Source organism: Streptomyces sp. RKND-216, assembly GCF_004795255.1.
In the GTDB taxonomy this organism is placed as follows: Bacteria; Actinomycetota; Actinomycetes; order Streptomycetales; family Streptomycetaceae; genus Streptomyces; species Streptomyces hazeniae.
The window spans coordinates 3376392-3401513 of the sequence record NZ_SSBQ01000002.1 but is presented as its reverse complement, the minus strand read 5'-3'; the positions used below and the strand labels follow the sequence as shown (position 1 = coordinate 3401513).

Annotated in this window: 19 protein-coding genes; 6 read left to right on the top strand and 13 right to left on the bottom strand. The window is 74.7% G+C overall.

The features are described 5' to 3' along the window. Nucleotides 1-53: 53 nt before the first annotated feature. Nucleotides 54-560, bottom strand: a complete 507-nt coding sequence (locus E4198_RS15280; protein WP_136183634.1) for a hypothetical protein — start codon at nucleotides 558-560, stop codon at nucleotides 54-56. 123 nt (nucleotides 561-683) lie between these two features. Between E4198_RS15280 and E4198_RS15275 the strand changes: the two genes are divergently transcribed. Then, nucleotides 684-2051: an ABC transporter substrate-binding protein gene (locus E4198_RS15275; protein ID WP_136183633.1), complete on the top strand. Its 1368-nt coding sequence runs from the start codon at nucleotides 684-686 to the stop codon at nucleotides 2049-2051. A 63-nt stretch (nucleotides 2052-2114) separates the two neighbouring features. Here the strand turns inward: E4198_RS15275 and E4198_RS15270 are convergent, their stop codons facing one another. Together E4198_RS15270 and E4198_RS15265 are read right to left on the bottom strand one after the other, a co-directional pair. Beyond that, the gene (locus tag E4198_RS15270) at nucleotides 2115-3794 is read right to left on the bottom strand and encodes a hypothetical protein (RefSeq protein ID WP_136183632.1); all 1680 of its coding nucleotides are present in this window, start codon (nucleotides 3792-3794) and stop codon (nucleotides 2115-2117) included. A 159-nt stretch (nucleotides 3795-3953) separates the two neighbouring features. Continuing rightward, nucleotides 3954-5345 (bottom strand): transcriptional regulator, encoded by a 1392-nt coding sequence (locus tag E4198_RS15265; protein WP_136183631.1) that lies wholly within the window; start codon nucleotides 5343-5345, stop codon nucleotides 3954-3956. A 299-nt stretch (nucleotides 5346-5644) separates the two neighbouring features. On the opposite strand from E4198_RS15265, the gene E4198_RS15260 reads away from it, so the two are divergent. The 3 genes from E4198_RS15260 to E4198_RS15250 all read left to right on the top strand — a co-directional run bounded on the left by E4198_RS15260 (nucleotide 5645) and on the right by E4198_RS15250 (nucleotide 9456). Next, nucleotides 5645-6415, top strand: a complete 771-nt coding sequence (locus E4198_RS15260) for a bifunctional DNA primase/polymerase (protein WP_281727987.1) — start codon at nucleotides 5645-5647, stop codon at nucleotides 6413-6415. Nucleotides 6416-6955: 540 nt separating this feature from the next. Further along, nucleotides 6956-7819 (top strand): ABC transporter ATP-binding protein, encoded by an 864-nt coding sequence (locus tag E4198_RS15255; RefSeq protein WP_136185405.1) that lies wholly within the window; start codon nucleotides 6956-6958, stop codon nucleotides 7817-7819. Beyond that, on the top strand, nucleotides 7816-9456 hold the full coding sequence (locus E4198_RS15250; protein ID WP_136183630.1) for a transporter: 1641 nt from the start codon (nucleotides 7816-7818) through the stop codon (nucleotides 9454-9456). Before E4198_RS15255 ends, E4198_RS15250 begins: the two co-directional genes overlap by 4 nt. Before the next feature lie 30 nt (nucleotides 9457-9486). On the opposite strand, the gene E4198_RS15245 is transcribed toward E4198_RS15250, so the two are convergent. Together E4198_RS15245 and E4198_RS15240 are read right to left on the bottom strand one after the other, a co-directional pair. Next, nucleotides 9487-10383 carry an alpha/beta hydrolase gene (locus E4198_RS15245; protein ID WP_136183629.1) on the bottom strand — a complete coding sequence of 299 codons (897 nt, stop codon included), beginning with the start codon at nucleotides 10381-10383 and terminating at the stop codon, nucleotides 9487-9489. Nucleotides 10384-10910: 527 nt separating this feature from the next. Then, the gene (locus E4198_RS15240) at nucleotides 10911-11606 is read right to left on the bottom strand and encodes a metal-dependent transcriptional regulator (RefSeq protein WP_027765772.1); all 696 of its coding nucleotides are present in this window, start codon (nucleotides 11604-11606) and stop codon (nucleotides 10911-10913) included. Between the two features lie 184 nt (nucleotides 11607-11790). On the opposite strand from E4198_RS15240, the gene E4198_RS15235 reads away from it, so the two are divergent. Continuing rightward, the gene (locus E4198_RS15235) at nucleotides 11791-12549 is read left to right on the top strand and encodes an SIS domain-containing protein (protein ID WP_136183628.1); all 759 of its coding nucleotides are present in this window, start codon (nucleotides 11791-11793) and stop codon (nucleotides 12547-12549) included. Nucleotides 12550-12706: 157 nt separating this feature from the next. On the opposite strand, the gene E4198_RS15230 is transcribed toward E4198_RS15235, so the two are convergent. Both E4198_RS15230 and pdxH read right to left on the bottom strand, forming a co-directional pair. Continuing rightward, entirely contained in the window at nucleotides 12707-14191 is a 1485-nt protein-coding gene (locus tag E4198_RS15230) for a PAS domain-containing protein (RefSeq protein ID WP_247597697.1), read from the bottom strand. Nucleotides 14192-14720: 529 nt separating this feature from the next. After that, complete coding sequence (gene pdxH, locus E4198_RS15225; protein ID WP_136185404.1) at nucleotides 14721-15344, bottom strand: pyridoxamine 5'-phosphate oxidase; 624 nt, start codon at nucleotides 15342-15344, stop codon at nucleotides 14721-14723. Between the two features lie 569 nt (nucleotides 15345-15913). Here pdxH and E4198_RS15220 point away from each other — a divergent pair. Further along, entirely contained in the window at nucleotides 15914-17014 is a 1101-nt protein-coding gene (locus tag E4198_RS15220) for a citrate synthase 2 (protein WP_136183626.1), read from the top strand. Between the two features lie 56 nt (nucleotides 17015-17070). On the opposite strand, the gene E4198_RS15215 is transcribed toward E4198_RS15220, so the two are convergent. From E4198_RS15215 to E4198_RS15190, 6 genes are read right to left on the bottom strand one after another with little or no spacing between them, the layout of a single operon-like run. Beyond that, complete coding sequence (locus E4198_RS15215; protein WP_136183625.1) at nucleotides 17071-17667, bottom strand: TetR/AcrR family transcriptional regulator; 597 nt, start codon at nucleotides 17665-17667, stop codon at nucleotides 17071-17073. Continuing rightward, nucleotides 17655-18434 (bottom strand): enoyl-CoA hydratase family protein, encoded by a 780-nt coding sequence (locus tag E4198_RS15210; RefSeq protein ID WP_136183624.1) that lies wholly within the window; start codon nucleotides 18432-18434, stop codon nucleotides 17655-17657. Before E4198_RS15210 ends, E4198_RS15215 begins: the two co-directional genes overlap by 13 nt. 60 nt (nucleotides 18435-18494) lie before the next feature. Beyond that, entirely contained in the window at nucleotides 18495-19676 is a 1182-nt protein-coding gene (locus E4198_RS15205) for an acyl-CoA dehydrogenase family protein (protein WP_136183623.1), read from the bottom strand. A 25-nt stretch (nucleotides 19677-19701) separates the two neighbouring features. Beyond that, complete coding sequence (locus tag E4198_RS15200; protein WP_136183622.1) at nucleotides 19702-21792, bottom strand: biotin carboxylase N-terminal domain-containing protein; 2091 nt, start codon at nucleotides 21790-21792, stop codon at nucleotides 19702-19704. Nucleotides 21793-21798: 6 nt separating this feature from the next. Further along, the gene (locus E4198_RS15195; protein WP_136183621.1) at nucleotides 21799-23403 is read right to left on the bottom strand and encodes a carboxyl transferase domain-containing protein; all 1605 of its coding nucleotides are present in this window, start codon (nucleotides 23401-23403) and stop codon (nucleotides 21799-21801) included. Beyond that, complete coding sequence (locus E4198_RS15190) at nucleotides 23400-25109, bottom strand: acyclic terpene utilization AtuA family protein (protein ID WP_136183620.1); 1710 nt, start codon at nucleotides 25107-25109, stop codon at nucleotides 23400-23402. Before E4198_RS15190 ends, E4198_RS15195 begins: the two co-directional genes overlap by 4 nt. Nucleotides 25110-25122 lie beyond the last annotated feature (13 nt).

Genomic DNA, 25122 nt, shown 5'->3' with positions numbered 1-25122 from the left:
GGGGGCCCGGCCTCGCCGGTCCGGCCGGTCGTGCCGGTCCCGCAGTCGCCCGGTCATACCGCGCGCAGCGACAGCGCCAGGGCGTCCAGCGACTGCGGCGGCACCTCCGGGTCCTCCCCGTCGTTCACCGCGAGCCGCTGATGCGCGTCGCGCGCGGCCCGCACGGCCTCGGGCCAGGCGTGGTGCTCCAGGTACGCGGCGACGGGCGCGTCCGCGCCGACCTGGTGCATGATCCGCAGCACCCGCAGGACCGCGGTGTCCACGAGCGCGGCCTCCTGCGAGTCGCGGAATATCGTCCCGACGTATTTCTCGGCCGACCAGTTGTCCAGCCAGGTGTCCTCGACGAGGCGGTACACAGCGTCGGTGACGTCGCCGTAGCCGGGGCGCCCCGTCGCCCAGCACTCCTGCTGGAAGGCGGGGTCGGAGAGCATGTGCAGCGCGGAGCGGACGTTGCTGCGCCAGCGCCACCAGGGCATGTCGTGTACGGGCATGCCGCCCATGGTGGGGGAACGACGTCCGCGGCGGGAAGACTTCTCCGGAGCTTGGTGCGCGTGCTGCATGGCACCCGAGCCTATGTGCGCCCATCGCCGCCACCGTTCCGCCCCCCGGAATTCACCAACCGGTCACCGTCCGTCGACCGAAGGCCATCGTCGCGTTACGGACGCGGGGCATCGTGACCCGACATGACCGCTCGGAGACGTTTCCGCCGCTTCCATCCCCGACGTCCGTGCAGCGCCGCTCCCCGCTCTCCGCGCCACCCGCTCCGCGTCCGCCTCCGCCGGTACACCGCCCTCGCCGCCACTGCCGCCCTGAGCGGACCGCTGCTCACCGGCTGCGGGCTCCTTCCCGGCGAGGCCCGCGCCGACGACGAGACGGTGAAGGTGATGACCTGGGCCCCGCAGCACACCCACGCCGCCGCCATGGCCGGCATGACGGCCATGGCCCAGGCGTACGCCCGCTGGATCAACACCTCCGGCGGTGTCGCCGGGCGCCGCCTGGAGGTGCTGACCTGCGACGAGCGCAACGACCGCCTGGCGGCCGCGCGGTGCGCCGACCGGGCGGCCGACGAGGACGTGGTCGCCGTCGTCGGCTCGTACAGCAGGCACGGGCACACCTTCATGCCGCCACTGGAGGGTGCCGGCATCCCCTACCTCGGCGGCTTCGGGGTCGCCGACGACGAGTTCGAAAGCCCGCTCTCCTACCCCGTCAACGGCGGCCTGCCGGTCCTGGCCGCCGGCAACGGGCGGCAGCTCGCCGCGGGCGGCTGCACCGACGTCACCCTGGTCCGCCCCGACACCGTCGGCGGGGACCAGCTCGTCCCGCTGCTCGACGCCGGCCTGCGGGACGGCGGCGCCGACGCGGCCGCGCCGGTCCGGGACGTCGCCGCGCCGGAGGACGCGACGTCCTACCTGCCCTCCGCCCGGCGCGCCCTGGACGGCGCGGAGGCGGCCACCGCCTCCGGTGCCGGAACGCCGTGTGTCACGGCCGTCCTGGGCGGCCGTACGGACACGTTCTTCGACTCCTTCCGGCGGCTCGCGCCCGAGGACGCGGGCGTCACCACCGCCTCGGTACTGGGCAGCATCCGGCAGAACCTCGTGGACAGCACGGGCGGCGCCGCCAGTTCACTGGAGGGGACCTACGCCACCGGCTGGTACCCGACCGCCGACGACCCCCGCTGGGACCCGATGCGGCGGGTGGTGCGCGGACACGCCTTCGGCGACGACCGGATCGACCCCGACGACCCCGGCGTCCGCACGACATGGATCGCCTACACCGTGCTGCGGGCCGCGCTGGAGGAGATCGGTCCGGACACCCCGGTCACCGCCCGCTCACTGCGCACGGCCCTCGACGAGGGCCCGGCCTTCTCCACCGGCGGACTGACACCGAAGCTGCGCTGGCAGTACGACGACCTGCTGTCGGCCGCCGAGTTCCCGCGGATCGTCAACACCTCGGTGACCTACCAGCGCGTGCGGGACGGGCGGCTGGTCTCCGTGCACGACGGATTCGTGGACGTGGAGAAGTCCCTCCAGGCAGACGACGACCTGGGATGACGCCCACCGCTCCGTCCTGCCCCGTCCTGGACGGGGCAGAGCTCGACAGGGCGCGCGCATCGGCTAGAGCTGCGTGTACTGCCGTTCCGGGAGGCCGTACTCCAGGGCGGTCGGATTCCACAGCCCCGCCGCCTTCTTCTTCGCCGCCGTGGCCTCGCCGCTGGCCCGGTTGCCGAGGGCCGTCTTCTGGGTGGTGCGGGCCTTGCCCTTCTGGCAGCCCTTGTGGCCCGCGACCTGGTCGGCCCACGCGGCGTAGGCGTCGTCGGCCTTCGCCGAGGCCTTCCACGCCTCGGTGAGCGCCGCGTTGAGCTGCCGGCTCTGCGGGAGTGCGCCGGTCTCGATCTCGGAGAGGCGGGTCACCAGGCCGTTGCGCTGGTCGGCGGCGGCCCGCAGGTCCGCCGCGGCCTGCCCGAGCTTCTGGCACGTCTTGATGTTCTGCACCGCCCGGATGACGGAGTTGCGGCTGTTGTTGCTCTTCTCCAGCAGCTTGTCCAGCGTCTCGGCCTGCTTCTCGGCGGGGTCGCCCGGTTCCTGGGACTGCTCGCCCGCGGGCTCCGTCGGGCCGCCCGGCCCGGCCTTCGGGTCCTCCTCGCCACCGCCGCCGGTGAGCGCGCCGACGCCGAGTCCGAGTGCCAGCACCACCGCCAGGCCGATCCCCGCCAGCACCGGAGGCGACAGTCTGCGGCGGCCGGGCTCCCGGTCCTCCGCGGCGGCGGTCCGTCGTCCCGGAGGACCGCCGTACGCGCCACCCGGTGCGGTGTCCGGTGCGCCCGCGCCGGCCGGCGGGTACGGCCCGGGTGCGGACGGCGTGGTCGAGGCGCTGCGGAAGAGGCTGTCGAACTCGGACGGCGGCTGCCGTTCGCCGGGCGCGCCCGGATGCATGCCGTACGGCGCACCGCCCGGCGGCGGCCCCGGGTCCACGGGGGTGTGCTGTCCTCCGTACGCCCCCTCGGGCGGCAGCGCGCCGGGGTGACCCTGCGGCGGCAGCATCTGGGTTGCGTCCGCGTCTCCGTGACCGCCCTGGAGCGGGAGCATCTGCGTGGCGTCCGCGTCACCCGGGGCGGGCGGCGGCCAGGGCGCACCCGGACCGCCGGGTGCGGGCGGTTCCGCGGCCTGCTGGAGCGGGAGCATCTGCGTGGCGTCCGCGTCACCCGGGGCGGGCGGCGGCCAGGACTCGCCGATGTCACCGTATGGACCCTGCTGACCGGCCTGCGTCGGCTGGTGCTGAGGTGGCTGCTGCTGAGGTGGCTGCAGGGGCGGGAGCATCTGCGTGGCGTCCGCTTCGCCGTGACCGCCGTAGCCGCCGTAGCCGCCGTAGCCGCCCGAACCCCCGTAGCCCGTGTGGCCCGCCTGACCCTGGCCGTAGGGATCGGCCGGCGGGGCGGCGGGCGGCGGTGGCGCCCAGGGCGCCCCGGGCCGTCCGTGGCCACCAGCGGTGTAGTCCGCATTCTCCGGGTACGGCGAGGCGGCGGGGTACGGGCCGTCCGCGGGCGGGAGCGCTGCGGCACCGGTCTGGTGGGGCAGCGCCTCCCGGTACTCGGGGGCGGGCGGGGCCGCGGGCGGCGACGGGACGTCGGGCCCCCAGGGCTCGCCCCAGGGACGACCCTCGGCGGGCTGCGGCGAACGGCCCGCCGCGTCGGCCTCGCGCTGCTGTTCGGGCGTCCACGGCTCACCGTTCGCCGGCAGCACGACGCCCTCGTAAGGGAGGTCGCCACCCTGTCCGCCTCCGCTGTGCGCTGTCACCGGAACTCCTCGTACGCCGTCTGACTGCCGAAGTCGACGACTCACGCTACCCGTTCGCTCGAACTTTCGACCACGCTCGCGAACGGGGGCGGTGCCGCACCCCCTCCTCCACCCGGCCACAACGGGAGAAAAGGGAATCTCTCATGACGAATCACCGTGTCAGTTTCCGATCATGCACTCCGCATGCGCCACGAACTCCCGCGCGACCGGCTCGTTCGCGAACGGCTCCAGCCGCCGACGGAAGCCCTCCAGGTATTCCGCTCCGCGCTCCGACCGCAGACCGTAGAGAATTTCCACCGCTTTCGTCCCGTTATGACAGGCGTGTTCGACCTCACGCGACTGGAGATGGCCCTCAGCGAGCAGGAGCAGTCCGATCGCCCGCCGCCGCGTCCGCCGCTCCGGGTGTCCGGACAGCGACTCCTCGGCATACCGGACGGTCACGCGCGCGCGTCCCAGGTCCCGGTGGCAGTGCGCCAGCTCGTCCGCGAGGTAGGCGCCGTCGAAGTGCCTGATCCACACGGGGTCGTCCCCCCGGTCGCGCTCCGCCTCGGCCCGCTCCATAGCCTCCACGGCACGGCCCGCGACGGCCTCGCAGGTACGGGAGTCGCCGAGCTGGGCGTGCCCGCGCGCCTCGGCGGCGAGGAACAGGGCCTGCGCCCGCGGCGTGGCCCATCCGCGCGCACCCTCCTGCGCCGCGCGGGCCAGCTGGGCGATCTCGCGGGCGTTCCCGAGCGAGGCCGCGAGATGGCTCATCCCCGCGGCGAGCACGTAGCCGCCGTACGCCCGGTCCCCGGCCGCCTGAGCGAGCCGCAGCGCCTGGATGTAATAGCGCTGCGCCAGGCCGGGCTGACCGGTGTCGACGGCCATGTACCCGGCGAGCTCGGTCAACCGGGCGGTGGCGGCGAACAGTTCTCGTCCCACCTCCTCGCGGTAGCAGCCGTCGAGCAGGTTCGAGACCACGCTGTTGAGGTAGTGGACGACGACCGCGCGCACGTGTCCGCTGCCGTAGCGGTGGTCCAGGTCGGACAGCGCGGCCGTGGTGGCCCGCACCGCCTCGACGTCCGCCGGGCCGACGCGCGCCCCGTTGGCCCGGGCCACCTGGGCGTCGGGCGGCGTGATCAGCCAGTCGCGGCTGGGCTCCACGAGCGCGGCGGCGACCGGCGATCCGTCCGCCAGCAGGTCGCGCCGGCCCACGTCGCTGCGCCACAGTTCGCCCGCCTGCTCGACCGCGGTCGTGACCGTGGGCGCGAACTGGAGGCCCACACCGGCGGCCAGATGCCTCCCGTTCGCCATGCCGATCTCGTCGAGCGTCACCGTGCGGCCCAGCTTGCGGCCCAGTGCCTGCGCGATGACCGCCGGCGCCCTCCCCCGCGGCTGCTGACCACGCAGCCAGCGGGCGACGGACGTCTTGTCGTACCGGAAGTCGCACCCCTGCTCGCCACCGCACACGTTGACGCGGCGGGCGAGACCGGCATGGGAACAACCGGCTTCCTGGATGAGTGCCTGCAGCCTGTCATTGGGCTGCCGTGCGACCAGTGGCCTGGCGGCCATCGTGCCCCCTCAGCGGAAACGGATCCACGGGCCCGCCCGGGCGGCGGGTTCCGGATGATCACGATCACTGCCCAGTACATATGCCGGAAAATCGACTGTTCCGGACGTAATCGCCGTGAACACCCTTACCCACGCACAACCCTTCACCCCGTCGCGCGCCCCCGGTCGTGCACCCGTGCGCCCTGCGCGGCCGGACGTGCTCCGGCGGACTCCGGACGGACTCGCGGCGGAGGAACGCTGCGGCGGGGCAGGCGTCGCGGGGCCCGTAACCGTTGCCCACCGGGGCAGTTGTGACAGGCGTGGAAGAGACCATCGCAGTCACCTCAGCCGCCGCCCGCCCGGCCACCGCGCAGTCCGTACATTTCGCGCCGTCCACGCACCGCGAGGGCGCCGGGCGCGGCGTACCGGACCCGCGGGTACCGCACCGGCCCGGCGCACCGCAGCCGGCGCCGACGGCCGAGTACGCGGCGCGGTACGCGGAGGAACGCCACTGGGACGTCTTCCCCGGCACCTGGCTGGAACGGGTCGACGGCTCCCCCGTGCCGCGGTGCAGCTGCGGCGACACGCGCTGCGAGGCGCCCGGCGCCCACCCGCTGGACGGGCGCTGGTCCGGCGACGCGACGGGCAGCGCCACGGCCGCCCGCCGGATGTGGGCCAAGGTGCCGCACGCGTCCGTGCTGCTGCCCACCGGCCGCACCTTCGACGCCGTCGACGTCCCGGAGACGGCGGGTTGCCTGGCGCTGGCCCGCATGGAACGGCTCGCGCTCCCCCTGGGGCCGGTCGCCTCCACCCCGGACGGGCGGATGCTGTTCCTCGTGCTGCCGGGGGCGGCGAAGAAGGTCCCCGCCCTGGTGCGCGGCCTGGGCTGGTCGCCGGGCGCGCTGGACCTCGCAACGCGCGGCGAGGGCGGCTGGATCGCGGCTCCGCCGACCCGCATGGGCACGAAGGGGTCGGTGCAGTGGGCGTGCGCGCCGACGGCGGCGAACCGCTGGCTGCCCGACGTCGAGGAGATCGTCGCGCCCCTCGCCTACGCCGCCGGCCGCGAGGCGGCCACCGCCCGCGCCTCCTGACCCGGCCGGGGCACGCGTCGGGACACCCGCCGCCTCCCGCCGCCTGCGAGGGCGGGCCGGCGCACCCCGCGGCCGGCCGTCGACGGCATCGGCTCACCACCACCGCGCGCCGCGCCCCGACCGCCGGGCGCGGCGCGCGGTGGCCACGGAGGAGGGCGAACGCTCCTGCTGCGCGGCGCCTCGTGGCGGGCGGCAGGGCCCGGGCGGGGCCTCCCGCCCGAGGGAACCGGGACGTATGGTGGGCGCCGCGACGGGCGCACGAACAGCCCGTTCGGCGTGCATCCGGTACGCGGCGCACGCACGGGGACGAAGGGTGACCAGAACATGGCCGGCGACCACCAGAACCGAGACGGCGGCCCCGCCGCCCGCCCGCCCCAGGGCGTGCAGGGCAAGGACGGCGCCGTGCCGACCTTCGGCGGACCGGTGCAGGGACCCCGGCGGGATCAGCCGCGCGGCACCGGCCCCGACCCGATGGCCCCGCAGCCCGGCGTCCGGCTGGAGGACCGCCCGGAGAATCGTTCCGCCGGTGCCGTCGCCGCCATGGCCCCCGACGCGCCCGCGGCAGCCGTCCGCGTCCGCGCGCTGCGCAAGGCCTTCGGCGGCCAGGCGGCCGTCGACGGCATCGACCTCGACGTGCCCGCGGGCCGGTTCGTGGGACTGGTCGGCCCGAACGGCGCGGGCAAGACGACCACCCTGTCCATGGTCACCGGGCTGCTACGGCCGGACTCCGGGGCGGTCGAGATCGTCGGGCACGACGTGTGGCGCGACCCCGTCGCCGTGAAGGCCCGGATCGGCGTGCTGCCCGAAGGGCTCCGCCTCTTCGAACGACTCTCCGGTCGCGAACTCCTCTGCTATATCGGCGCGCTGCGCGGCATCCCCACCGCCGAGGCCGAACGCCGCGCCGCTCAGCTCCTCGACGTACTCGACCTGGCAGGCGCGCAGAACAAACTGGTCGTGGACTACTCCACGGGCATGCGGAAGAAGATCGGCCTCGCCGCCGCCCTGCTGCACAACCCCGAAGTGCTGTTCCTCGACGAGCCCTTCGAGGGCGTCGACCCGGTGTCCGCGCAGACCATCCGCGGCGTGCTGGAGCGCTACACCGATTCCGGGGCCACCGTGGTCTTCTCCAGCCACGTGATGGAGCTGGTGGAGTCGCTGTGCGACTGGGTCGCGGTCATGGCCACCGGCCGCATCCGTGCGCACGGGCCGCTGGCCGAGGTCCGCGGCGACGCTCCGACACTGCACGAGGCGTTCCTCGAGCTGGTGGGCGCCGGCGAACGGGCGGCCGCCGGGGACAGCCTGGACTGGCTCGGCGGCGGCGCGGCCACGAGCACAGACACCGGAACGGGCACGGGCGCCGAAAGCGGCGCGGACTCCACCCCGCGGAAGGACGGCGGCCGGTGACCGCCACGACGCCGACGTCCGCCGCACCCGCCGCGACGGCGTCCGCCCCCTCCGTCACCCCGACGTTCCTGCGCCTGAAGCTGTCCCTGCTGCGGAACGGCCTGCGCCAGTCGACGGGCCGCACGGTCGCGTTCGTCACCTCGATCGTCCTGGCGCTGCTCCTCGCCGCCTTCCAGCTGCTCGGCCTGATCGTGCTGCGCGGCAACGCCCACGCCGACGCGGTCGTCGTGCCGCTCACCGCGCTGGTCGCCCTGGGCTGGGCGGTGATGCCGCTGTTGTTCCCCGGCGGCGACGAGACGCTGGACCCCAGCAGGCTCGTCATGCTCCCGCTGCGGCCCGAGCGGCTGGTGACCGCGCTGCTGGGTGCCTCGCTGATCGGCATCGGCCCGGTGTTCACGCTCACCCTGGTGCTCGGCGCGGCGCTCGCGGTGACGCACGGCGGCCCCGCAACGGTCGCGGCCGTTCTCGCCGTTCCGCTGACCCTGCTGACCTGCGTCGCGCTGGCCCGCGCCGTGGCGGCGGCGAACGTGCGGCTGCTGACCAGCCGCAAGGGCCGCGACCTCGCGCTGCTGAGCGGCATCGTGCTGGCGATCGGCGCCCAGTTCCTCAACCTCGGCGTGCAGAAGCTGTCACAGCCGGGCGGGCTGTCCGCACTGGAGCCGGCCGCCGCCGTCCTGGGCTGGCTTCCGCCCGCTTCCGCCGTCGCGGCGGTCCAGTCCGCGTCCGACGGTGCCTACGCGGCCGCCGCCGTGCAGCTAACGCTCACGGCCGCCGGCCTGGCCGCGCTGCTCCGCTGGTGGCGTCGCAGCCTGACCCATCTGATGACCTCCCCCGACTCCTCCACCCTCCAGGCCGCCGCCACGGACTCCGCCGACCGCACCGGCGGCCGTTCGGCGGGGCTCGCCGCCTGGCTCCCCGAAGGCCGCCCGGGCGCGGTGATGCTCCGCACCCTGCTGTACGCCTGGCGGGACCCCAAGGCCAAGGTCGCCTGGGCCTCCTCGCTGGGCATCGGCATCCTGCTGCCGATCGTGTTCCTCGTGCAGGGCAACGGGAACGTGTACAACGCCTGCTTCGCGGCCGGCCTGCTGGGCCTGCAGATGTACAACCAGTTCGGCCAGGACTACTCCGCCTTCTGGCTGGTCGCCGCCACCACCGCGTCCGCGCACGACGCGCGCGTCGAGCTGCGGGCGCGGATGTCGGCCATCGCGCTCGTCGGCGTCCCGTACGTCGCCCTGGTGTGCATCGGCTCGGCCGCCCTCCTGGACGACTGGGCCGCGCTCGCCGAAGTGCTCGGGCTGGCCCTGGCCCTGCTGGGCGCGCTCCTGGCGACGGGCGTGTGGTCCTCGACGTACTTCCCCTACTCGATCCCGCAGGACAGCGCCAAGAACGTCGCACCCGGCCAGGGGTCGCTGGCCTACCTGAGCATCCTCGGCGGCATGCTGGTCGGCGCGGTGCTGTGCATGCCGCTGCTCGCCCTCACGATCTGGCTGCACCTCGCCGCCCTGCACGGCTTCCTCTGGCTGCTCCTCCCTCTCGGCGTCGCCTACGGTCTGGCCCTCTGTGCCCTCTCCCTCCGCCTGACGGCTCCCCGGGCCGCCGCCCGCCTGCCGGAGATCCTCGGCGCCGTGTCCCGCTGACGCCGCTGCGGCGGGCCCGCCCGGGCGGGCTCAGGAGTGGTCGGCGAGTGCGGCCTGGAGGAAGGGCTCGACGACGCGGCGCCAGCCTGCGGGCTGGTCGTAGTGGACGAGGTGACCGGCGTCGGGGACCTCGGCGTAGATGCCGCGCGGCAGCACCCGCACCATCTCCTGCGCCTCCGCCCGCCCGAGTTCGCCGTCCAGCCCGCGCACCACCAGCGTGGGGCACTGCACCTGGGCCAGCTCCTCCCAGTGCGCGTCGTGCACCCAGGTCTCGCGGACTCGGAGCATCTGCTCTCGGCGGAACACTGGACGCCAGCCGTCCGGGCTCTCCGCCATCACCTCGGCGAAGAAGTCCCCCCGCGAGGCCCGAGGACGCTCCAGCGTCGGGTCGTCCTCCCCGAACCACTTCCTCACGTCCGCCAGGGTCGCGAACGGCACCGGCCAGGACGCGTACCACTCCTCCCACTCGCGCTGCGAGCGCTCGCCGAGGGCGGAGGCCCGCATGTCGCAGATGACCAGGGCGCGCACCAGGTCGGGGCGGCGCGCGGCCAGCTGCCACGCCGTCAGGGCGCCCATCGCGTGGCCCACCAGGGCCACGGGCGCCAGACCCAGCTGCTCGACGGCCGCCTCGGCGTCCGCGACGAACTCCTCGCGGCCGAAGGCGTCCTCCTGCGGCCCCTCGCTCCGCCCGTGACCGCGCTGGTCGAGTCCGACCGCGCGGTACCGCGCGGACAGCCAGCGAGCGGTGTCCGCCCAGTGGCCCGCGCGGCCCATCAGGCCGTGCAGGAGCAGCACGCCGTACGGAGGCGGAGCCGGATCGGGACCCTCCGGCCCGCCGGAGCGCTGCGTCTCCTTCAGCGGATCCGCGAACTCCCAGGCCGCGAGCCGGACCCCCTCCGCTCCCGTCACGTCGATACGTCTCACCATGCGCTTCGGCACCCCCACTCCGTCTGGACGCGCTGACGACTCGGACGACTCCCACACGCTATCGAACTTCTATTCGAACATGGGACCCTGCGCGACAAGACCCCTCGTTCGAGTGACATCCGGCCGCGGTTGATCGCCACGGCCCCGGGGAGACAGTGAGCGGGAGGGAGAACGACCTTGGGGGCTCGGGGCTCCGGGTCGTGGTCGGGGGGGCATGGGGGAGGACGGGCCCCGGCCGCCGTCGTCGGCGCCGGGGCCCGCCTTGCCCACATCGCCTTTCGGCTCCTCACATCCCGGAAGGGCGCACCGAACGCCGTATCGGCGCATCGCCCGGCCTCCCTCCGACCGCCCGTCTCCGCCACGTGGCGGAATCCGCGTAGCGACAGGGTGACACGCCGCGACCGGGTACGGGCGGTTTCCGCCAACTTGCGCACGAAAAAGCGGCCGGGTGGGGCGCGCGGCAGCTCCGCCGCGCGCCCCACCCCGCCGGAAGGACCGACGTCCGGCCTGGCCTGCGCCGGAGCGGGTCAGCGCTTGGCGACGAACACGTGCGAGGCGATGCTGCTCTCCAGCTCCGCCGACTCGCCGCTGCTGGCGACGTGCACCCCGCCGCCCGGCCCCGCGGTCACGCTGACCACGGCGCCCGGCTGCACACCGGCGCGGCGCAGGGTGTGCATCAGCTGCGCGTCCATCTGGATCGGCTCCCCGATGCGCCGCACGACCACCGTCTTCGCGTCCGTGCCCGGCCGCAGGTCGGAGAGGCTGACCATGCCGTCGTCCAGGAAGGACTCCGCCTCGGCGTCCTCGCCCAGCTCCTCCAGGCCCGGGATCGGATTGCCGTAGGGCGACTCGGTGGGGTGCCGCAGCAGCTCCAGCACCCGGCGCTCCACCGCCTCGCTCATCACGTGCTCCCAGCGGCACGCCTCCGCGTGCACCTGCTCCCACTCCAGGCCGATCACGTCGACCAGCAGACACTCGGCGAGCCGGTGCTTGCGCATCACGCGGGTGGCGAGCCGCCGGCCCTCCTCGGTCAGCTCCAGATGCCGGTCGCCCGCGACCTGGACCAGGCCGTCCCGTTCCATGCGCGCCACCGTCTGGCTGACCGTGGGGCCGCTCTGGTCGAGCCGCTCCGCGATCCGGGCACGCATGGGGACGACGCCTTCTTCTTCAAGCTCCAGGATCGTGCGGAGATACATCTCCGTGGTGTCGATCAGTCCGGACATCCGTGCCCCTCGTCAACTCGTGCGGTGGCCCTGGCCTCAATTCTGACGCATCCGCGGGCCGGCCGTGCCCGCGCGGGGGGTCACGCTCCGTCCGCCGTGATGCGGCGGTGTTGACAGGGCAGTGGTCCAGACCTCACCGTGATCTTCCCGCCGGGACGGGCGGCACTCGAGGACGGAGCGGGCTGTGGGGACGGGCGAGGGTACGGCGACCGCGGATTTCTTCGCGGCGGCGATCGGACTGCTGCGCGAGGTGGCGGAGACCGAGGCGGGGAACGTCGCGGCGGCGGGCGAACTGCTGGCGGACACCGTCGCGGGGGGCGGACGACTCTTCGCCTTCGGCGCCGGCCACTCGTCGCTGGCCGCACAGGACGTGGTCTACCGGGCGGGCGGGCTCGCGGTCGTGAACCTCCTGGCCGTCCCCGGGGTCGTCGGCGTCGACGTGCACCCCGCGACGCTCGGCAGCGCGCTGGAACGCGTGTCCGGGCTGGCCGGCACGGTCCTCGACGCCTCGCCGCTGCGGGAGGGGGACACGCTGATCGTGGTCTCCCTCAGCGGGCGCAACGCGCTGCCGGTGGAGATGGCGCGGGACGCGCGGGCCCGCGGCGTGCGGGTCGTCGGGGTGACCTCCGTGGAGTACGCGACGCGGACGACGTCGCGCCACGCGTCCGGCACCTTCCTCAAGGACCACTGCGACGTGGTCGTCGACAGCCGGGTGCCGGTCGGCGACGCGACGCTCACCGCGCCGGGGGTGCCCGCACCGTTCGCGCCCGCGTCGACGGTGGTGACCAGCGCGCTGATGCAGGCCGTCGTGGCGACGGCGGCACGGTCGCTGGCGGCGCGCGGCATCGAGCCGCCGCTCCTGCGGTCCGGCAACGTCGACGGCGGGCACGAGTGGAACGCCCGCGTGCTCGCCGAATACGGCGACCGCATCTTCCACTCCTGAGCACCGCGCCGGTGCACCGCGCCGTCGCGCACGGCGCACATGGAGGCTGAACCTCGCCGCACCGCCGACCGCTGCCGGGGACCCGGACGGCGCGCGGCGGAAAGGGCGGAGCGCGTCCGAGTGCCCTCGGCGGCGAGCCTCCGGCGCCCGGCCGCGGTCAGCCGCGGGTGGTGCGGGCGAGGTCGACCGCGGAGGCGAGGCGGACGGCGATGTCCTCGGCGTAGGAGGCGTCCGCGCGGTCGAAGCCCCGGCGGCTGGAGCCGCGCAGGAAGGTGACGACCCCCAGCGTGCGGCCGCGGCTGCGGAGCACCGCGCAGAGGCCGTGCACCGTGCCGTCGGGCCATTTGCGCCCCTGCGCCCAGCCGGGCACGGCCGCGCCGCCGACGCTGGTGCGCACGGTCGTGCCGCGGTCGTAGGCCTGGACCGCCGGGTGGGTGGGCCCGTAGCCGACGGGGATGCCACTGGCCAGCCCCGCCTCCACGACGGGGCCGTGCCCGTGGGACGAGGCCGGGGTGGCCGCCGCCCGCACCAGTGGCACCGGCGCGCCGCCGTCCCCGCCGTCGCCCTCCGCGGACGCCGGGCGGCCCACCGGGAGCAGATCCAGCAGCGCGTGGTCGGCGAAGCCCGCGAGGGAGAAGTCGAGGTGGACGGCGGCCGCCTCCATCGGGTTCTCGCACTCTGCGGCGGCCCGCGCCGCGCGGTGCAGCTGGTTGTCCCGGAAGCGGAGCCGGGAGACGTCCTGCGCCGCCCGCTTCTCGTCGGTCACGTCGCGGAACAGCCAGGCCACGCCGAGCGGGACGGGCTCCTCCGCGAGCGGAGAGGCGAGGCGGAGGAAGCCGCTGCGCCAGCAGCGACCCCGGCGTCCGTCGCCGGATGCTCCCGCAGCGGGTGCCTTGGTGCCGGTCTCGCCGTCCCCCTCGCCGCGGTCGGTCCCGCGCCGCAGCGACACCCAGATCTCGGTCGGGGCGGGCGGCGCACCCTGTGCGAGGACGTGTTGCAGTGCGCCCTCCAGTTCGTCCAGGCCGTGGTCGAGGAGTTCGCCGAGCGGCCGTCCGAGAACGGCGGTGCGGGAGGTCAGGCGCAGGGCCCGCGCGGCGTGCGTGTTGACGACGGCGGGCCGCAGGTCGGCGTCGACCAGGACGACGCCCCAGGCGGCGTCCTCGAAGAGCGCCTCGCTCAGCGCGATGGACCGCTCCAGGTCGATCTGGGCGTGCACCTCGCTGAAGGCGCAGTAGACGCCGGTTGGTCTGCCGTCGGCACCGGCAACGCCGGAGGACTGCGTGCGCACCAGCACGCGCCCGCCGTCCTTGGTGACGAGGGCGAACTCGTGGACCTGGCGTCCGGGGGTGTCCATGGCGCCCAGCAGCCGGGGCTCGACGTGGGCGGCGTCGGCGCTGCGGACGGCCCAGCCGGCCAGCCCGCGGCGGCCGACGGCCTCCTCGGCGGTCCAGCCGAGGATGCGTTCGGCCTCGCGGTTCCAGTGGGTGACGACGCCGTCCGAGTCGAAGGCGCAGAGCGCGGCGTCCATGCCGTCGAGGAGCGCGGCAAGCAGCAGCTCGTCGTCCGGGGAGCCGGCGGTGCCGCCCCCGCCCGCGGCATCGCCGGGATCGGCGCCGACGTGCTCGGCGCGGCTCTTCCCCACGGCGCCACTCCCTCCGCCACCTGCGGCGGAGTGGTCGGAGTGGGTCTCTGACTGAGCAGTCACCTGGCACCCCCAAGCTGGACGCTGCCTGCGCTGCGCGACCTGCGGCACGCACCGATCATTCAACTCGAAACGTGACCGGGGGCACACCGCCTCCGCGTAAATCGTTGCCGCCCCGAAACTCGTCGCCGCCGGGAAAAACGGCTTGCCCGTACCGGGAACGGCCTCCTACCGTGTGGGGCACACGAGAAGGGAGGTGGTTCGGTAGTGAGTGAGATCCGGACGCGTGAGGTGGCTGCGGCCTAGGGGCCGTACGTCACAGCGTGACGCCGGCACCGCCGGCCAATCCCGAGCAGTCACCCGGCCCGCGGGCTCGTCGGACTCGTCCGACCGACGCCCTTTCGCCCTAGCGGCGGAGGGAGTCGCCCGCGGGCCGTTCCCTTGCCCGGAGACGCCCGGAGACATCCGGACACATCCGGACACCCCCGGACACCCCCGGGGCCGCCCGAGCGGATCGCCCGCCCTACGGCTACGGGCAGAGGCGCTCCACGGCCCAGCCCGCTTCGGTGCGCACGTACCGCAGCCGGTCGTGCAGGCGGTTCTCCCGGCCCTGCCAGAATTCCACGGTCTCCGCGGCGACGCGGTAGCCGCCCCACTGCGGCGGCGCCGGCACGTCCTCGCCCTCCGGGTAGCGGGCGGCCAGCTCGGCGTACGTCCGGTCCAGCTCGGCTCGCGAGGCGACGCGCGAGGACTGCTCACTGGCCCAGGCCCCCAGCTGCGAGCCGTGGGGCCGGGTGCGGAAGTAGGCGGCCGTCTCGTCGCGGCCGATGCGCTGCGCTGTGCCGCCGACGATCACCTGACGGGCGATCCCGTGCCACGGGAAGAGCAGCGACACGTGCGGGTTCTCCGCGATCTCCCGGCCCTTGCGGGACCCGTGGTGGGTGAAGAAGACGAAGCCGCGGGCGTCGTACCGCTTCAGCAGCACCGTGCGCGAGCTGGGGCGGCCGTCCGCGTCGGCGGTGGAGACGACCATCGCGTTCGGCTCGTGCAGCCCGCTCTCCGCCGCCTGCCCGAACCAGAGTGCGAACTGCTCGTACGGATCCGCCGCGAGATCGTCCTCGCTGAGTCCTTCCGCCCGGTACAGGGCGCGCATCGCGGCCGGGTCGAGCGTGGGGCGCCCGGCGTGGGCCCGGGCCTGGGCGGAAGCGTCGTCGACGTGTGGCACGCCCCCCATCTTGGCCCATCGCCTCCCCGGCCGGGACGGCCCGCCCACCGGTCCGTACGCGGCGGAGATGCGGTTCTAGTCGCCGGACCGGGCACGCAGCATCAGGGGCCGGGGCGGCGCGTGTTCCCTCGCGTTGCCGCGGATACACCTGTGATCGATGATCGAGCAGTGTGCCGCTTCTCACCCTTCCCTCATAGCTGTCGGGTCCCTCAAAATCGCTCCGCGGGACACTGTGGCCTTTCGACAGACGGGGCTATCGTGTGCCGTCCGGCAGAGCTGGGTGACCTCCAGCCGCACGGGACAGCACCCGACCGGGCCAACGGCAGGGACCGCGGTCCGTACGGCGCGCACGAGGTACGCGGTCCGACAGGGCTCGCGTACCGACGCGGCACGTCCGGCACGCGCGGACTCCCGGTCCGCCGGCACCACCCACCTGGTCACCAGTCGCCGTCGACCTGCCGGCCACACCCGCCGGCACGACCACGAGGAGCCGCCTGATGTCCGACTTCGTACCCGGACTCGAGGGAGTCGTCGCGTTCGAGACGGAGATCGCCGAACCCGACAAGGAAGGCGGAGCCCTCCGCTACCGAGGCGTGGACATCGAGGACCTGGTCGGCCACGTCTCCTTCGGCAACGTGTGGGGACTGCTGGTGGACGGGGACTTCAGCCCCGGCCTGCCGCCCGCCGAGCCGTTCCCCATCCCGGTGCACTCGGGGGACATCCGGGTCGACGTGCAGTCGGCGCTCGCCATGCTCGCCCCCGTGTGGGGCCTGAGGCCGCTGCTCGACATCGACGAGCGGCAGGCCCGCGACGACCTGGCCCGCGCGGCCGTCATGGCCCTCTCCTACGTGGCCCAGTCCGCTCGCGGACAGGGCCTGCCGATGGTGCCGCAGAAGGAGATCGACAAGGCCGACACCGTCGTCGAGCGCTTCATGAAGCGCTGGCGCGGCGAGCCGGACCCGAAGCACGTGGCCGCGGTCGACGCCTACTGGACGTCGGCGGCGGAGCACGGCATGAACGCCTCCACGTTCACGGCGCGCGTCATCGCCTCCACCGGCGCGGACGTCGCGGCCTCGCTCTCGGGCGCCGTCGGCGCCATGTCCGGGCCGCTGCACGGCGGTGCGCCGTCCCGTGTGCTGGGCATGATCGAGGAGATCGAGCGCGAGGGCGACGCCACGGCGTACGTGAAGCGGCAGCTGGACCGCGGCGAGCGGCTGATGGGCTTCGGCCACCGCGTCTACCGCGCGGAGGACCCGCGGGCGCGGGTGCTGCGCCGCACGGCGAAGGAGCTGGCCGCACCCCGCTTCGAGGTCGCGGAGGCGCTGGAGAGGGCCGCCCTCGCGGAGCTGCGCGCCCGGCGCCCGGACCGGGTGCTGGAGACCAACGTGGAGTTCTGGGCGGCGATCGTCCTGGACTTCGCGGAGGTGCCGGCACACATGTTCACCTCCATGTTCACCTGCGCCCGGACGGCCGGCTGGTCGGCGCACGTCCTGGAGCAGAAGCGGACGGGCCGCCTGGTGCGGCCGTCGGCGCGGTACGTCGGGCCCGAGGCCCGCAGCCCGCGCGACGTGCCGGGATACGGCGCCGCCGCACACTGACCGCCGCCCCGTCCGGAGCACGGCCCGTCCGTCCGGGCGGGGCTCCGGACGGACGGTCAACTCACCGGGCGGGACAGCGCGGTGTCGAGCAGGGCGGCCCATTGGGCGACGACACGGGCGCGGCGGGCGCTGTCGTCGGTGAGCAGGTTCGCGAGGCCCAGCCCGCGCGCCATGTCGAGCAGCCCCTGCACCGTCTCCCGTACGCCCGGCACGTTCTCGTCCGCGCCGAGCAGCTGCACCGCCATGCGGTGCGTCTCCCGCCCGATCCGTGCCTCCAGCGCGGTGACCCTGGGGCCGAGCTGCGGCTCGTTCGAGGCCGCGACCCACAGCTGCAGGGCGGCCCGGAACAGCGGCCCGGTGTAGAGACCGACGACCGTCTCCACGGCCGCCCGCGTGGTGGCCGGGGACGGAAGGTCCCGCAGGATCGCCGAGCGTTCCTCCGCGACGTACTCGACGGCGGCGGTGAACAGGTCCTCGCGGGTGGGGAAATGGTGCTGCGCGGCGCCGCGCGAGACGCCGGCGTGCTCGGCGACGACCGTGACCGTGCTGCCCGACCAGCCGTGCTCGGCGAGGCAGGTCACGGCGGACTCCAGCAGCCGGCGGCGCGTGACGCGGCTGCGGTCCTGCTTGGGGCCGTCGGTCAGTGCACCCATCCCGGGTCCCGTCGTTCGAGGAAGGCCGTCATGCCCTCCCGCGCCTCGTCGGAGGCGAAGAGCCGCGCGGAGAGTTCTGCGAGGCTATCGGTGTCGCGGTCGAAGGCCCGCAGCACCTCGGCCGTGGCCAGCCGTTTCGACTCCGCGAGCCCTTGGGGGGAGCCGCGGCGCAGCCCGTCCAGTACGGGTTCCAGCGCCTTGTCCACGTCCTGCGCGGCGGCCGTCACCAGCCCGATGCGCGCGGCTTCGGGCGCGTCGAAGCGTTCGCCGGTGAGGAAGTACCGCCCCACGGCGCGTGGGTCGACACGCGGCAGCAGGGGCAGGGAGATGACGGCCGGGGCCAGGCCGAGCCGCGCCTCGGTGAAGGCGAAGCTCGCGCCCGGCCCCGCCACGGCGATGTCGCAGGCGGCGACCAGGCCCGTGCCGCCGGCGCGGACGTGGCCCGCGACCCGGGCGACGACCGGCTTGGGGAACGCGACGAGGGTCCGCAGCAGCCGGGCCAGGCTCAGCGGGGCGTCCGTCGGCCCCTCCGCACGGCCCGCCTCGGCGAGGTCGGCACCCGCGCAGAACGTACCGCCGGTGTGCGTGAGGACGACGGCGCGGACCGCGTCGTCGTCCTCCGCGGCGGCCAGCGCCTCGTACAGCTCGGCGACCAGGCGCCGGGACAGCGCGTTGCGGTTGTGCGGCGAGTCGAGGGTGAGGGTGGCGATGCCGCCGGTGCGCGTGGTGCGGACGAGGGGTTCGTCCGGGTTCGGGGTGGCGTTCACGGTGTCCTCTCCGGGGGAACGCGGCGGACGGGCTCGGGGGGATCGGCGCGGCGGACGGGGTCAGTAGGACTTGGGCAGGCCGAGACTCTGGTGCGAGACGTAGTTGAGGATCATCTCCCGGCTCACCGGGGCGATCCGGGACACCCGGGCGGCCGTCACCAGGGAGGCGAGGCCGTACTCGCGGGTGAGGCCGTTGCCGCCGAGGGTGTGCACGGCCTGGTCGACGGCCTTCACGCACGCCTCGGCGGCCGCGTACTTCGCCATGTTGGCCGCCTCGCCCGCGCCCGTGTCGTCCCCGGCGTCGTAGAGGACGGCCGCCTTCCGCATCATCAGGCGGGCCAGCTCGATCTCGATGTGCGCCTGCGCGAGCGGGTGGGCGATGGCCTGGTGGGCTCCGATCGGTTCCTTCCACACCTGGCGGGTGCGCGCGTAGTCCAGCGCCCGGTCGAGCGCGAAACGGGCCATGCCGAGCGCGAACGCGGCCGTCATGATGCGCTCCGGGTTGAGCCCGGCGAAGAGCTGGAGGAGGCCCGCGTCCTCGTCGCCGACCAGCGCGTCGCCGGGCAGCCGCACATCGTCCAGCACCAGCTCGAACTGCTTCTCCGGCGCCGCGAGTTCCATGTCGATGAGGTGGCGGGAGAAGCCCGGGGTGTCGCGCGGCACGACGAACAGGCAGGGCTTGAGCCTGCCGGTGCGGGCGTCCTCGGTGCGGCTGACGATGAGCGTGGCGTCACTGATGTCGACCCCGGAGACGAACACCTTGCGGCCGTTGAGCACCCAGTCCGTCCCGTCCCGGCGGGCGGTGGTGGTGATGCGGTGCGCGTTGGAGCCGGCGTCCGGCTCGGTGATGCCGAACGCCATCTTCCGCGTGCCGTCACCGAGACCGGGCAGCCAGGCGCGCTTCTGCGCGTCCGTGCCGAAGCGGGCTATCACCGTGCCGGTGATGGCCGGGGTGACGATCAGCATCAGCAGCGGCGAGCCCGCCGCGCCCAGTTCCTCCAGGACGACGGCCAGCTCCGTGATGCCCTGGCCCCCGCCGCCGTACGCCTCGGGGAGGCTGACGGAGAGGTAGCCGAGCTTGCCGGCCTCCTGCCACAGCTCGTGCGTGTGCCGGCCGGCGCGGAGCGCCTCCTCGAAGTACGGGCGCCCGTACCGCCTGCCGAGCGCGGCGACGGCGTCGCGCAGGGCGCGCTGCTCCTCGGTCTCCAGCAGGCCGCCTGCGACGGCATGTTGCGTGGTCATGAGCGGGTCCTCTCCTCGGAGTGGCTCACTGCGCGGTTTCCGGTGGGGTGACGACGGCGAGAGTGGTGCCGGGCTGGACCTGGTCGCCGGGGGCGACGGGGAGGGAGAGGAGGATGCCGGCGGCGGGAGCGGCGACGCGGTGCTCCATCTTCATCGCTTCCAGCCACAACAGCGCCTGCCCGGCGGCCACTTCGGCGCCCACCTCGACCCCCTCGGCCAGCCGCACCACCGTGCCCGGCGTCTCGGCGAGGAGCGAGCCCGGCTCCGTACGGTCCTCGGGGTCGGGGAACGCCGGCCGGGTGGTGAACGTCCAGGCCCCCGGGGACGCGTCGACGCAGACCTGGCCGTCGTCGTACCGCGCGACGTCGAACGCCCGCTCCACGCCGTCGGCTTCGAGTACGACGCACTCCGGGGTGGGCGGCCGGGTCACCCGTACCCCGGGGAAGTCCTCGGCCGGCGGGGCCGGCCGGCCGCCCGACCAGTGGTAGCGGATCTCCAGGTCACCGCCGTCCGGATCGCCGCCGTCACCGTCGCCGCCTCCCGGCGCGGGAAAGGCGCGGTACGCCTTCCGGTGCGGCCGGGAGGGCACGTTGCGCCAGCCGCCCATCCGCGCCGCCGTTCCGGCGCCGGGCGCGACGGTCCGCGCGGCCGCGTCGGCCAGTGCGGCGGCCAGTGCGGCGAGCCGTGCCGCGCGGGGGTCGTCCCCGGCGGCGACCAGGTCCGGGAGGTGCCGGTCGTAGAAGCCGGTGTCCACGCGGCCGGCAGCGAAGTCCGGGTGCCGCAGCGAGCGGACGAGCAGGTCGCGGTTGGTCACCGGCCCGTGCACGCGCGCCCGCTCCAGCGCGCCCGCCAGACGCCGTACGGCCTCCCGCCGGGTCGGCGCCCAGGCGACGGCCTTCGCGAGCATCGGGTCGTAGTGGACGGTGACCGGGTCGCCGTCGCCGAAGCCCGCGTCCAGCCGCAGCCCGGCGCCGCTGCCGGCGGAGGGTCCGCCCGTGCCCTCGCCGTCACGCCCCTCGCCGTCGCGGCCCCGGCCGCCGAACGGCAGCGCGCCCGGCACGTGGAGGCGGTGCAGCCGCCCGGTCTGCGGCTGCCAGCCGCGCGCCGGGTCCTCCGCGTACAGGCGCACCTCGACGGCGTGTCCGCGCGGCACCGGCGGACCCCCCTCCGGCAGCGGGGCGCCCTCCGCGACGTGGAGTTGCAGCGCCACCAGGTCCAGCCCGTACACGCACTCGGTGACGGGGTGCTCGACCTGGAGGCGGGTGTTCATCTCCAGGAAGTACGCCCGCCCGTCGTCCGCCACGAGGAACTCCACGGTCCCCGCGCCCTCGTAGGCCACCGCACGCGCCGCGGCCTCGGCGGCGCGGTGCAGGGCGTCCCGGGTCTCCTCGCTCAGCCCGGGCGCCGGCGCCTCCTCGATCACCTTCTGGTGCCGGCGCTGGAGGGAGCAGTCCCGCGTGCCGAGCACCCACACACGGCCGTGCGCGTCCGCGAGCACCTGCACCTCGACGTGCCGGCCGCGCTCGACGTACGGCTCGACGAACACCTCGCCGTCGCCGAAGGCGGACGCCGCCTCCGCCGAGGCGGCGCGGATCTCGCCGTCCAGGGCGCCGAGTTCGCGCACCACCCGCATCCCGCGTCCGCCGCCGCCCGCCGCGGCCTTGACCAGCAGCGGAAGGTCCTCCGGCGTCGCGTCCTCCGCGCGCAGCGCTGCCAGCAGCGGCACCCCGGCCTCCGCCATGACCCGCTTGGCCCGCGTCTTGGAGGCCATCGCCTCGATCGCCTCCGGGGGCGGCCCGATCCACACCAGCCCGGCGTCCCGCACGGCCCGCGCGAAGCAGGCGTTCTCGGAGAGGAATCCGTACCCCGGGTGGACGGCGTCCGCGCCCGCGGCCAGCGCCGCCTTCACCAACAGGTCGCCGCGCAGGTAGGTGTCGGCGGGCGCGTCGCCCGGCAGCCGTACGGCGGCGTCGGCCTCCCGTACGTGGGGCGCGTCGGCATCCGGGTCCCCGTACACGGCGACGGTGGCCAGGCCCCGTTCCCGGCAGGTGCGGAAGACCCGCCGGGCGATCTCACCCCGGTTGGCGACCAGCACACTGGTGATCTCTGCAGTCATCCCGCCTCACATCCGGAAGACGCCGAAGCCGCCGCGCGCGCCCGCCACCGGGGCGTTGTGCACGGCCGACAGGCACAGGCCGAGGACCGTCCGCGTGTCGCGGGGGTCGATGACGCCGTCGTCGTAGAGCCGCCCGGAGAGGAACATCGGCAGCGACTCAGACTCGATCTGCTCCTCCACCATGGCGCGCAGCGCCGCGTCGTTCTCCTCGTCGTACGGCTTGCCCTTCGCCGCCGCGGACTCGCGCATCACGATGGACAGCACCCCGGCGAGCTGCTGCGGCCCCATCACCGCGGACTTGGCGCTGGGCCAGGCGAAGAGGAAGCGCGGCTCGTACGCCCGGCCGCACATGCCGTAGTGGCCGGCGCCGTAGCTGGCGCCCATCAGCACCGACAGGTGCGGCACCTTCGAGTTGGAGACCGCGTTGATCATCATCGCGCCGTGCTTGATGATGCCGCCCTGCTCGTACTCCCGGCCCACCATGTAGCCGGTGGTGTTGTGCAGGAAGACCAGCGGCACGTCCCGCTGGTTGGCGAGCTGGATGAACTGGGTGGCCTTCTGCGACTCCTCACTGAAGAGCACGCCGCGCGCGTTCGCGAGGATGCCGACCGGATGGCCGTGCAGCCGGGCCCAGCCGGTCGTCAGGCTCGTCCCGTACAGCGGTTTGAACGCGTCGAAGTCGGAGCCGTCGACGAGGCGGGCGATCACCTCCCGCGGGTCGAACGGCACTTTCAGGTCGCCGGGCACCACGCCGAGCAGTTCGTCCGCGTCGTACCGGGGCGGCCGTACGGCGTCCGGCGGCGGGTCGGGCTGCGCCTTGCGGTGGTGGAGCCGGGCGACGACGCGGCGCGCCTGACGCAGCGCGTCCGGCTCGTCGACGGCGAAGTGGTCGGCGAGTCCGGAGACGCGGGCGTGCATGTCGGCGCCGCCCAGCTCCTCGTCGCCGGACTCCTCCCCGGTGGCCATCTTCACCAGCGGCGGACCGCCGAGGAAGACCTTCGCGCGCTCCTTGACCATGATCACGTGGTCCGACATGCCCGGCACGTACGCGCCGCCGGCGGTGGAGTTGCCGAACACCACGGCCACGGTGGGGATTCCGGCCTCGCTCAGCCGGGTCAGATCGCGGAACAGCGCGCCGCCGGGGATGAAGATCTCCTTCTGGCTGGGCAGGTCCGCGCCGCCGCTCTCCACCAGGCTGATCACCGGCAGCCGGTTGGTGCGCGCGATCTCGTGAGCCCGCAGCGCCTTCCGCAGCGTCCACGGATTGCTGGCCCCGCCGCGCACCGTGGGGTCGTTGGCGATGATCACACACTCGATGCCCTCGACCACGCCGATGCCCGTTACCAACGAGGCGCCCACGGTGTAATCGCTGCCCCAGCCGGCCAGCGGCGACAGCTCCAGGAACGGGGTGTCCGGGTCGAGCAGCAGCTCGATGCGCTCCCGGGCGAGCAGCTTGCCGCGCTCCCGGTGCCGTGCGACGTACTTCTCGCCCCCGCCGGCGACCGCGCCCGCGTGCTCGGTCTCCAGCGCGGCCAGCTTCTCCAGCATGGCCTCCCGGTTCGCGGCGTAGTCCGCCCCGGTGACGTCCAGCGTGGAACGCAGCGCGGTCACAGCAACTCCTCCGGTATCTCGACGTGCCGGGCGCGCAGCCACTCCCCCAGCGCCTTGCCCTGCGGATCGAAGCGGGCCTGTGCGGCGACGCCCTCGCCGAGGACAGCGTCGAGGCGGAAGTTCATCGCCCGCAGGTTCGGCAGCACGTAGCGCGTCACCGGCAGGTCCGCGACCTCGGGGAGCAGGACGCGCAGCCGGTCGGCGGTCAGCTCGTGCACCAGGAGGCGCCACACCTCCTCCGCCCGTTCGCCGTCCGGGACCCACACCCCGACGTTCGCGCTGCCGCCCTTGTCGCCGCTGCGCGCTCCGACCAGTGCGCCGAGCGGCGCCCGCCGGGTCCGCCCGCGGGGCACGTACGGCTCCGGCAGCGGCGGCTCCGGCAGCTCGGCCGGCTCCAGAGTCCGCCGCGGGGCCGGGACCTCCTCGCGGCGGCCGTCCGGCAGCACCGCGGTGTGCGGCACGTCGCCCGCCGGCACGTACGCGGCCTCGAACACGCCGTACGGCGCGCCCTTCCCGGGCGGTGCGGTGACGTGGAAGCCGGGGTAGCTCGCCAGCGCCAGCTCGACGGCGGCGCCGCTCACCCCACGCCCGACCCGTGCCTCGTCGGGGTCGCGGACGACGAGGCGCAGCAGCGCGCTTGCCTCCTCCTGCACGTCGGCGTCCACCCGGTCCGTGCGGGCGAGCGTCCAGCGCACCTCGCGCGGGCGACCCTCGGGTGCGGCGGCGAAGTGCGCCTCCATCTGCTCCCGCACCAGTGCCGCCTTCGCCGCCACGTCGAGGCCGGTGAGGACGAACACGACCTCGTTGCGGTGTCCACCCAGCCGGGTCAGCCCGACCTTCAGCGTGGGCGGTGGCGCCTCGCCCCGCACCCCCTCGATCCGCACCCGGTCCGGCCCGTCCTGCGCCAGCCGTACGGTGTCCAGCCGCGCGGTGACGTCCGGCCCGGCGTAGCGGGGGCGGTCGGTCTCGTAGAGGAGCTGCGCGGTGACCGTGCCGACGGTGACGGCGCCGCCCGTGCCGGGGTGCTTGGTGACGACGGACGACCCGTCGCGCCGTATCTCCGCCAGCGGGAAGCCCGGTCGGCGCACGTCGACCCCCTCGCGGGCGAACAGCGCGTAGTTGCCGCCGGTGGCCTGCGCTCCGCACTCCAGCACGTGCCCGGCGACGACCGCCCCGGCGAGGGCGTCCAGGTCGTCCTCCGCCCAGCCGAAGTGGGCGGCCGCCGCGCCGCCGACCAGCGCCGCGTCCGTGACCCGGCCCGTCACCACGACGTCCGCGCCCGCGCGCAGGCAGGCGGCGATGCCGCCGCCGCCCAGGTAGGCGTTGGCGGTGAGCACCTCCTCGCCCCAGCCTCCCCGCGCCCGCAGATCGTCGCCCTCCACGTGCGCCACCCGCGCCGGGACCCCGACGCGCTCGGCCAACTCCCGCACTGCGTCGGCCAGTCCGGCGGGGTTGAGGCCGCCCGCGTTGGCGACCAGGGCGACACCCCGCTCACGGGCCAGCCCGAGCCCTTCCTCCAACTGCCGCAGAAAGGTGCGGGCGTAGCCCCGCGAGGGGTCCTTCATCCGGTCGCGCCCGAGGATGAGCATGGTCAGTTCGGCCAGATAGTCGCCGGTCAGGACGTCCAGCGGGCCGCCGGTGAGCATCTCGCGCAGCGCGTCGAACCGGTCGCCGTAGAAGCCGGAGGCGTTGCCGACGCGCAGCACCTCGGCATCGCGT